Annotated in this window: 6 protein-coding genes; 2 read left to right on the forward strand and 4 right to left on the reverse strand. The window is 39.9% G+C overall.

What is annotated here, in order from left to right; genetic code table 11:
* Positions 1-334: 334 nt before the first annotated feature.
* From V7K89_RS16165 to V7K89_RS16180, 4 genes are all read right to left on the reverse strand, one after another.
* Positions 335-2,530: a transglycosylase SLT domain-containing protein gene (locus tag V7K89_RS16165; RefSeq protein WP_335188771.1), complete on the reverse strand. Its 2,196-nt coding sequence runs from the start codon at positions 2,528-2,530 to the stop codon at positions 335-337.
* A gap of 588 nt (positions 2,531-3,118) precedes the next feature.
* The gene (locus tag V7K89_RS16170) at positions 3,119-4,174 is read right to left on the reverse strand and encodes a 3-deoxy-7-phosphoheptulonate synthase (protein ID WP_335188773.1); all 1,056 of its coding nucleotides are present in this window, start codon (positions 4,172-4,174) and stop codon (positions 3,119-3,121) included.
* Positions 4,175-4,373: 199 nt separating this feature from the next.
* A complete protein-coding gene (locus tag V7K89_RS16175; protein WP_335188775.1) occupies positions 4,374-6,032 on the reverse strand; it encodes an alpha-amylase family glycosyl hydrolase in 1,659 nt (552 codons plus the stop codon).
* Between the two features lie 344 nt (positions 6,033-6,376).
* On the reverse strand, positions 6,377-6,754 hold the full coding sequence (locus V7K89_RS16180) for a DUF1823 family protein (protein ID WP_335188777.1): 378 nt from the start codon (positions 6,752-6,754) through the stop codon (positions 6,377-6,379).
* Between the two features lie 236 nt (positions 6,755-6,990).
* On the opposite strand from V7K89_RS16180, the gene V7K89_RS16185 reads away from it, so the two are divergent.
* Entirely contained in the window at positions 6,991-7,293 is a 303-nt protein-coding gene (locus V7K89_RS16185) for an acylphosphatase (RefSeq protein WP_335188779.1), read from the forward strand.
* 189 nt (positions 7,294-7,482) lie between these two features.
* Positions 7,483-8,550 carry an agmatinase SpeB gene (gene speB, locus V7K89_RS16190; RefSeq protein WP_335188781.1) on the forward strand — a complete coding sequence of 356 codons (1,068 nt, stop codon included), beginning with the start codon at positions 7,483-7,485 and terminating at the stop codon, positions 8,548-8,550.
* The last annotated feature ends 220 nt before the right edge of the window (positions 8,551-8,770 follow it).

Here is an 8,770-nt window from a genome sequence, read left to right on the forward strand (position 1 = left end):
ACAAATGCTCTGAATGCGGTAACTAAAAAAGACATTATTGGATGGTTCACCCACTGCTGTTACTATATTGCACCCAACTGAGAACCGCTATAATATCAGTTCTGACTGAAATTCTCTTGAAGTTAACTCCATTGGGGCGCTAAAAAGCAATACTGCATACATTAAGATATATTAACGCCACAGGTGCAATCAACTCAAGCTATTTGCGATCGCTCCCCATTCAAATATGTAAAACGAGGAGAATTCAGGAGTGCTAGGTACTGGTAGGGAGTTATTAATCTTCCCCTGCTCCCCCTGCTTCCCCTCCCCTTCTTTCTACCCTAAAATAGCAAAATCACTGGCTCGGTAGTTTTGGGTGTGTAGTCGAGTACTTTGTTACGATACCAGAAATTTCAGGGTTGTAAAGCCTTAAATAATTCCAGTAATTGCCAAATACTTGCCTTACATAATTTTTGGTTTCATCAAAGGGAATTTCTTCAACAAACTCATCTGGGTCTTTTGTAATTAGAGTTTGCAACCATTTGGAGACATTGCCGGGGCCAGCATTGTAACTAGCGATCGCCAGCAAGGAGTTATTGTTATATTGATCGTGGGTATGACCCAAATACCATGTACCCAGCATGATGTTATCATTGGGATTTTCTAAGTTGATTGTTTTGAAATCCACCTTGATTTGTGGGGCGATCCATTTAGCCGTACTCGGCAACAGTTGCATTAAACCAATAGCATTAGCGACAGATTTGATTTTTGGTTCAAACCGTGACTCTTGACGCATCAGAGCAGTTACTAGCAGAGGATTAAGTTTACGGTCAATAGACCACTTTTCAATCTCTCGCAGATAGGGAAATGGATAACGCGCTTGCCAGTAGGTGATTTGTTTACTTAGAGTCTGATATTGGGCAATTTCGGCTGGTATTTCCCGGTCTTCCAATTTAGAAATTTCATCAATTCCGATGAGATTGTCTCCCCTAGCCTGCCGCACTAACCCTTCAGTAAATTGCTCTGCTACCGTTGGCTGAATTTTGTTCTGAAATTCTGTTTGCCATTGTAACCAGGCATCACGGTCTTGACCTAGCAGATACAATTCTTTGAAAGTTTCAGAACCAGCAGGCGGTAATGGACGCTGGGGTGCGATTACTTCCGGGTTCATGACGCGCACGTTGTCAAAATTGCCGACATTTAGCCCTAACATTGTCGCGGCTCGCCATGCATAGTAAGAGTAGGGAAACTGGCTAATCACATACTCATAAGCAGTTTTAGATTCTTGCTGTTTCCCCAGTGCAGCTGCCCATTTACCTACCCAAAAGCCTGCTCTTGGAGCCAAAATACTATTGGGGTTATTAGTGACGATTGGTTCTGCCCATTGCCAAGCACCGACGTAATCTTTGGCTTCGCCTTTATCTTGGGCGGTTTTCCAACGATACTCTGCTGCTTCGTCAGAGTTGCCGTATTTACCTATGAGTAATTGCCATGCCGCGCTAGCTGACTTTTGATCCTTAAGAATTTGGAGAGTTTTGGCTTTTTGTGCCAGTGCAGTAGCAGCTTGTTTGGGAAATTTACTAATTACCTGCTCAAGATACGGTAAGCCGTCTTTAGGTGTTTTTGCGGTTTCTGCTAACCGCAGTAGTGCCGTCCCAGTTTCCTCACTATTGGGAAATTGCTGCACTAATTGTTTATAGGTAGCGATCGCTTTTTCTTTATCTTTACCTCCCACCTGTAAGCCTCGTGCAGTACGGTAGAGGTTGCGCGATGTTTTGGGTGCTTTGGCGTAAGCATTCGCTGCTTTGGGAAATTGACTATTTTCCCAATAGTCTGTACCAATGAGTTCCCAATCTTCAGGTTTGAGGTTAGGCTGTTTTACTAGCTGATCCAAAACGCCGACTATACCTGGTTGATCGTAGGCATACTTAGCCAAAATCAATTGTAATTGTGGCTGATTAGGATTCTCTTGCAAGCGTTTGCGGATAATTTCCCAAGTTAAAGGATGAGAAGGAAATTGAGCGATCGCAGTTTCTTGTTGCTTTGGTTGAGCAATTAGATATAGCGCTTTCACAGCCGCCGGTTCTTTGGGATAGAGTTTCAGCACTTTTTGCCTAAGATCCGAGGCTTTGCCGTCCTCGCCCAACATATCCTCTGCTTGGGCTTGTTTGAGCAAAATGTAGGGCGCGAGGATGGGATAATCTTTCTCTAGTCCTTGGAGTAAAACCAGAGCTTTTTGCCCTTGAGTTCTTTCAATGTAATCACTCGCCAAAAGATAACGAGCGCGATTCCGATCTGGCGATCGCGATTCTTGGGCGATCGCTGCCAGTTTTGCCGCCCGTTCTGGCAGCGATTGCTCAATCAGCCCAAATACGGCTGATTGAGCAACACTCCCGTCCGATTTTTGCTCTGCTTGATTCTGACTCAGTTTCAGCCATTTTCCCAGAGACTTACCAATTTCGGGTGCTGATACCATTGCCCCAGTCAAGAAGGCAAACAGTGCTGCACCGGCAATTATCGAAATTTGCTTTTTCTGTAGTTTCTTCAGCATGAATACCCGCTGAATAGTTTCGGTGAATTTCTTGAAACTTTAACACTCCTAACCATCAGTGTTACCAATTTTTAATTTGAGATTTTTAATTTTATGTAGAAAAATACTAATTTTCAATCCTTCAGTTGGTAATATTGAGTAAATAGCACATATTAGATACTATTACATCTATCTTGGGTATATTTTAAAATACGCCAGGAAGCAGCTTTTCAGCGAGGGATTTTGACTTCTACTGATTTGGTACGACTGAACTCCCGTACCCTGTGGTAAACTGACGTAACAGTACAAATATTAGAATCTTCTGTCGATAGATAGAACTCGCCATAACCACTGGGGGGTTTTTTCGAGTTTTGTAGGGCGTGTTATCGCGTCAGTGTAACGCATAGTCAGAGATTTTCGGTGCGTTAGGACTAAAGTCCATACTCTACCAAATTAATAGCTAATGTGGAGCTGGTTTTTCGATTTGTGTGTACACCGTAGCTGAAACGGGGAGAGGAATGAAAGCAGGTTTTTTAGTATACTTTCAGACTTGATAAACATCCTCTAAATCCCCCATTGATTGCATCCTGAGTTCTAAATTCTGACTTCTCACTTAAGTTTTTCGTGAGCAGCCAAAATAATTTTTTCGGTTTCTTCCCAGCTAATACATTTGTCAGTTACAGAAACACCGTATTTTAATTCTTCTTTACCAGTAATTGGTTGACTACCTTCATACAAATGCGATTCTAGCATCATGCCAACAATTGATGTATTACCATCTACTATTTGCTGAATAATATTTTCTAAGACAGCACCTTGTAATTTGTAATCTTTATTGGTATTACCGTGGCTACAGTCGATAACAATTCTCGGTGGTAAATTTGCCTGTTTTAATTTCTCTTCTACCAGTTTGACATTTGCTGGATCGAAATTGGGTTGACTACCACCCCTCAAAATTACGTGACCGTAGCCATTACCTTTAGTTTGAAAGACGCTCACCTGTCCATTTTGACTAATTCCTAGAAAATTATGCGGGTTTCCAGCTGATTGTAGGGCATTCAAAGCTACTTGAATATTGCCGTCAGTACCGTTTTTAAAACCTACAGGCATCGAAAGCCCACTTGCCATTTCCCGGTGAGTTTGTGATTCAGTTGTGCGTGCACCAATAGCAGACCATGTAATCAGTTCACTAATGTATTGAGGTATGATTGGATCTAATGCTTCTGTGCCAGCAGGTAATCCCAACTCTGTAATTTTTAATAGTAGCTCTCGTGCAATTAATAAACCTTTCTCTATATGGAAAGAATCATCCATATCTGGATCGTTAATTAAACCTTTCCAGCCTACGGTTGTTCTTGGTTTTTCAAAATATACTCGCATAATTAGTAGCAACTTATCGTTGACTCGCTCGGCCAATATTTTTAATCTCTTAGAATATTCGAGCGCTGCTTTTGGATCGTGGATTGAGCATGGTCCAACTACTATAAATTTCCTGCGATCCTGAAAATCTAGGATATGTTCTACTTCCTGCCTATATGCTAAAACTCTTTGTTCTGCTAATTGTGTCAAAGGTAATTTTGACTTTACTTGATTGGGAGTTAATAAAATGCGATCGTTCTCAATGTTAGCGTTGTCGATATCAGTATTAAATAATTTGTTGTGCATGGGGATGCTTTGACAATTCTGTAGACGCACTTCAACTCAAAAGTGTAACACAAACCCATGAAATTTTAAAATAGCTTATTTTCTGCTTGACAAATTTCTAATTAGACTGTATTTAAATAAATACTAACTAACTGAAAAAGGGGGAACATATTTCCCCTTTTTCTTTGCTATTAGACTCTTGACTGAGTAGTGTATATCATTACTGCCATACAAACACTTTAGCTTCGTATGGTCCTAAGTCAATTATGATACCATCCTCACCAGCTTCAACATCATAATTGCCTGTCCACTCGTGCCATGTACCAGCACTAGGAAAGTTAGGAACATGATACTCAGCTAAGAAGTTTTCTGAGAAATTTGTAATTACGACTACACGAGAACCTTCATCATTCCAACGAGTATAAGCTAATACTTTTGCTTCAGGATTTTCGTGGATAAAATCAATATTTTCTGTGTAGAGAGCATGATTGCTTTTACGCAGATTGGTTAAGCCTTTGTAGGACTCAAATAAACTACGATTTAAATCATTCCCTAACAGTGTCCATTCGATTTTGGATGATTCAGGTTGTTTAGGTTTATACTCGCCAAATTCTTCTCCCATCCAAATCAAAGGCACACCAACAGCAGTCATTAAGATGGCTACTCCTAATTTAGCGCGCCTAAAGGCTTCTTCGTCAAAAATCTCACGGTTCCCCAGTTCAACCATGAGATGATTATGGTCGTGGTTGGTGAGATAATTTACTACATTGGTGGCACCCAAAAAGCCTTGGCGTTTGCAGTCAATCACATCTTTTAAACGCTCTAAATCAAATGTATCACCGCAAATGTGTTCTAGAATGCAGTGATAAAAACTATCATGCCAGCAACCATCCATTGGCCCATCTACATTGGTAATGCTGGGGGTTTCAGGAATGTGTTCGGCAACATTATAAAAAGGCTTCATGCTGGCAGTTTTTTTGGCTTCCTGAACAATCCAATGCATAAAGTCGTAGTTAGCAATTTGCCGCGCCGCATCATAGCGAATACCATCAAGATGATATTCTCCAATCCAAAAACGAATTGTGTCACCAATAAATTTCCAGGCTGGCTTAATATCTAATTTTTCATCATAATGTTCGTAATTAAACTCAGGTCCCCAATTATTATCAGGATCACGAGGTTCGTGATGATACCAGTAATCGTGATCAATTTGTGTTAAGGGAGCAGATGCTTCTGAGTGGTTGTAAATACCGTCAATAATTACACGAATACCTCTGCCATGACACTCATCAATCAAATTTTTTAACTCAGCAGTAGAACCATAACTTGATTCTGTTGCAAAGAAGTGGCGGGGATTATAACCCCAACTATAATCACCAGGATATTCTTTAAGTGGCATCAACTCTATAGCATTGATTCCTAGTTCACATAAATAGTCTAACTTTTCAACGACGTGTTTGTATTTACCTCGTGCATAAGGATCGTCCTCGCCACCAGAAAAGTCACCAACATGCAATTCATAAATTACTAATTCCTGGTCAGCAGGTAAAGGTTTATCATCATGTTGCCAAACATAAGTATCGATAATCCTTTTCCCATCTTTTACTTGGATAACACCATCGTCATTTCCACTTTGTTCATCTATATCAGTTGCATAAGGATCTGTAACATCAACCCATTGCTCTGGTTCAAAAAACCATGAATTTGACTGAACGCGGAATTTATATTTATAAACGCCATCTTCTAGGTCAACACTTGTGCGGAAATAACCATCCTCACCTCTTTCCATTGGAATTTCTTGCCAATCAGAAAAGGAACCAATTAATGCGGCTCCTTTGTTATAAGGTGCAAATAAATTAAATTCAATTGGCTTTGCCATAGAAGTGTTTGTAATATATAAGTATCAAGGATTGATAGAAATATTCTCTGATGCTCAATTGAATTTGCAAATAGCTCTAGAGAAATAATTAGATCGCGAGTGCTTCTATCTTCAGGAATAACTTATAATAATATTTATAAAAATTAACTGTATTTTTTTGATTTTTAGTTATTGGCTAAAATATGGATTTACTATCTTTTAAATATTTTTTACAAAAATAATTTTTTTAAAATTTGCATATAACTGCAAAAAACTATTCAACAAAACAAGAGTTTTTGTAATATTCAAATACAGTATATATTTGCTAAAAAGCAGCCTGCTTTTACCAAATATATACTGTAAAATTACTCTTTTTTGTTGTTAGCTTGTTGCAGATAACTTAACAACCAATTCGCTGCTGTTGCTCTGCGAGTTTGCCGAGGTCCAAATTCCCCAATTTTGTAACCTTTGAAACCCAGTTTTTCTTTTAGCATTTGTTTATTTTCAGCAGGAATAGAACGAGTCAACTTGACAGTTGCGGGGCGAGATGCAATGAAATCTGGTGGTTGTGGGTACTCATTATGCCATTCTAGTGCAACTTGGTTAGTGTCCCATTGTGCGATTGAAGAGTCATAGCGATAGCCTAAATAATGCCATAGCAACTGGTTGACTGTGGCATCATCAAGTTTATCGTCAAGAATTGCCCAAATTGTTTCTGTATTAAGTGGTGGCAGGTTAGACATAAATAATTCAAAATTCCAAGTGGAAAAACTGACTACTGATTAAATTACAACAGTTTTCAGGTATTTAGACTATGGCTTGGATAGGGAGTAGGGTAGTTCAATTACTTGAACGCTATAAATGTATAAAAACTAGTAGATTTTAAGAAAGACTGAAACAAATTTCGCTAGTTGGAGTGAAAAATAGATTGTCTATACACAAACTAGGTAGACTGGAATCATAAGGATTAGACCAGTCTATGCAGAATTCTACAGCACTACCAAAAATTATCCGCGCCCATGTATTCATTTCTGGCCGAGTCCAAGGAGTGGGCTACCGCTATTCTACTGTCGATACAGCTAGGCAATTGGGATTAACCGGTTGGGTGCGGAATCTCCCTGATAATCGAGTAGAGGCAGTTTTTGAAGGGGCGCGAGAGGTTGTAGATAACATGGTTCGCTGGTGTCACTCTGGGCCACCTGCTGCTGTAGTTAAAGATGTTGTGGTTAAATATGAGGAACCGGAAGGGTTACGGGGATTTGAAGTTAAACGGGTTGAGTAGGGAGTTAACAAAGGCACAGGAAAGAAAAACTATCCCCTGTACCCGATAAACTATGCTGAAGTGACCTGTATACTCGTGGGTTTTTCTTGTTTATCCCTTGAAGCATACCGCCTGTGAAAAATTTTGATTACAATGCAGATGTCCAGTAGGCGGCGTGCTGTCTATCCACGTAAATCCAGAACATACTCAATGAGTAATCAATTAAAAGACTACAATCCCAGCAGTGTAGGTGAAATAAATGGCAACCTCTTAGGTTTGCCCTGCGATTATGAGTCTGCAAACTTGATTGTTTTTGGTGTGCCGTGGGAAGTTACTGTTTCTTATGGTGCTGGCACTGCTAATGGTCCACAGCGAATTCTAGATGCTTCGACTCAACTAGATTTATTCGATTTTGATAACCCTGATGGCTGGAAGCAGGGAATTTTTATGGAAGAAATTCCCCAAGATATTTTAGAGAAGAATACATACTACCGCGCTTTGGCAGCAAAAATTATCGGGCGATTAGCCCAAGGTAAACAACTTTCAGATACACCAGATTTAACATCTGTCTTGACAGAAATTAATCAGGCTGGTCAACAGATTAATCAATGGCTGTTTGAAAATTGTCAGGCAGCAATTAATAATGGTAAGCGAGTTGCAGTCATTGGTGGAGATCATAGTTCGCCTTTAGGTTATTTCCAAGCATTAGCAGCTAAATACGCAAACTATGGCATTTTGCACATTGATGCTCACGCAGATTTACGCGATGCTTATGAGGGATTTGAGTTTTCCCATGCGTCGATTATGTTTAATGCGATGAAAATACCGCAAATTTCTAAGCTAGTGCAGGTAGGTTTGCGTGATATTAGTCATGATGAAGTGCAAATGATTGACCAATCTGATCGTCGCATTATTGCTTATTACGATCCCGCTATTAAGCAAAAGCTTTACTCTGGAATAACTTGGATTGATTTATGCCGAGAAATTATCAGTCATTTACCTGAGTATGTTTATATTAGCTTTGATGTAGATGGTTTAGATCCAAAACTCTGTCCGAGTACGGGTACTCCTGTTCCAGGTGGGTTGGAATTAGAGCAAACATTTTGTCTATTCCGAGAATTGGTCAATAGTGGGAGAAAAATTATTGGCTTTGATATTTGCGAAGTCGGTGATGCGGAGTGGGATGGTAATGTTGGGGCGCGGGTAGTTTACAAGCTGGCAAATTTGATGGATTTATCAAACAGAATTCAGGAGTCAGGAGTTAGAATTCAGAATTAATTCTATACGACACTTCTCTACGTTCGCGCAACGTGTTGCAGATAGACGCTTTGCGTAGCTTGCTTCCACGTTCGCGGAGCGTTCCGTAGGAAAGTGGTACGACAGGCTCAGTACATCGCTGGCGGATTGTGATTTTACTCCTTGTATGACCAAACTGTGAACCATAGCGTGACCAAAAGTTAACGTAATTTCAAGGTTTTTAGCCAATCAAAAACCTAAC

The organism is Nostoc sp. (genome assembly GCF_036917515.1).
In the GTDB taxonomy this organism is placed as follows: Bacteria; Cyanobacteriota; Cyanobacteriia; order Cyanobacteriales; family Nostocaceae; genus Nostoc.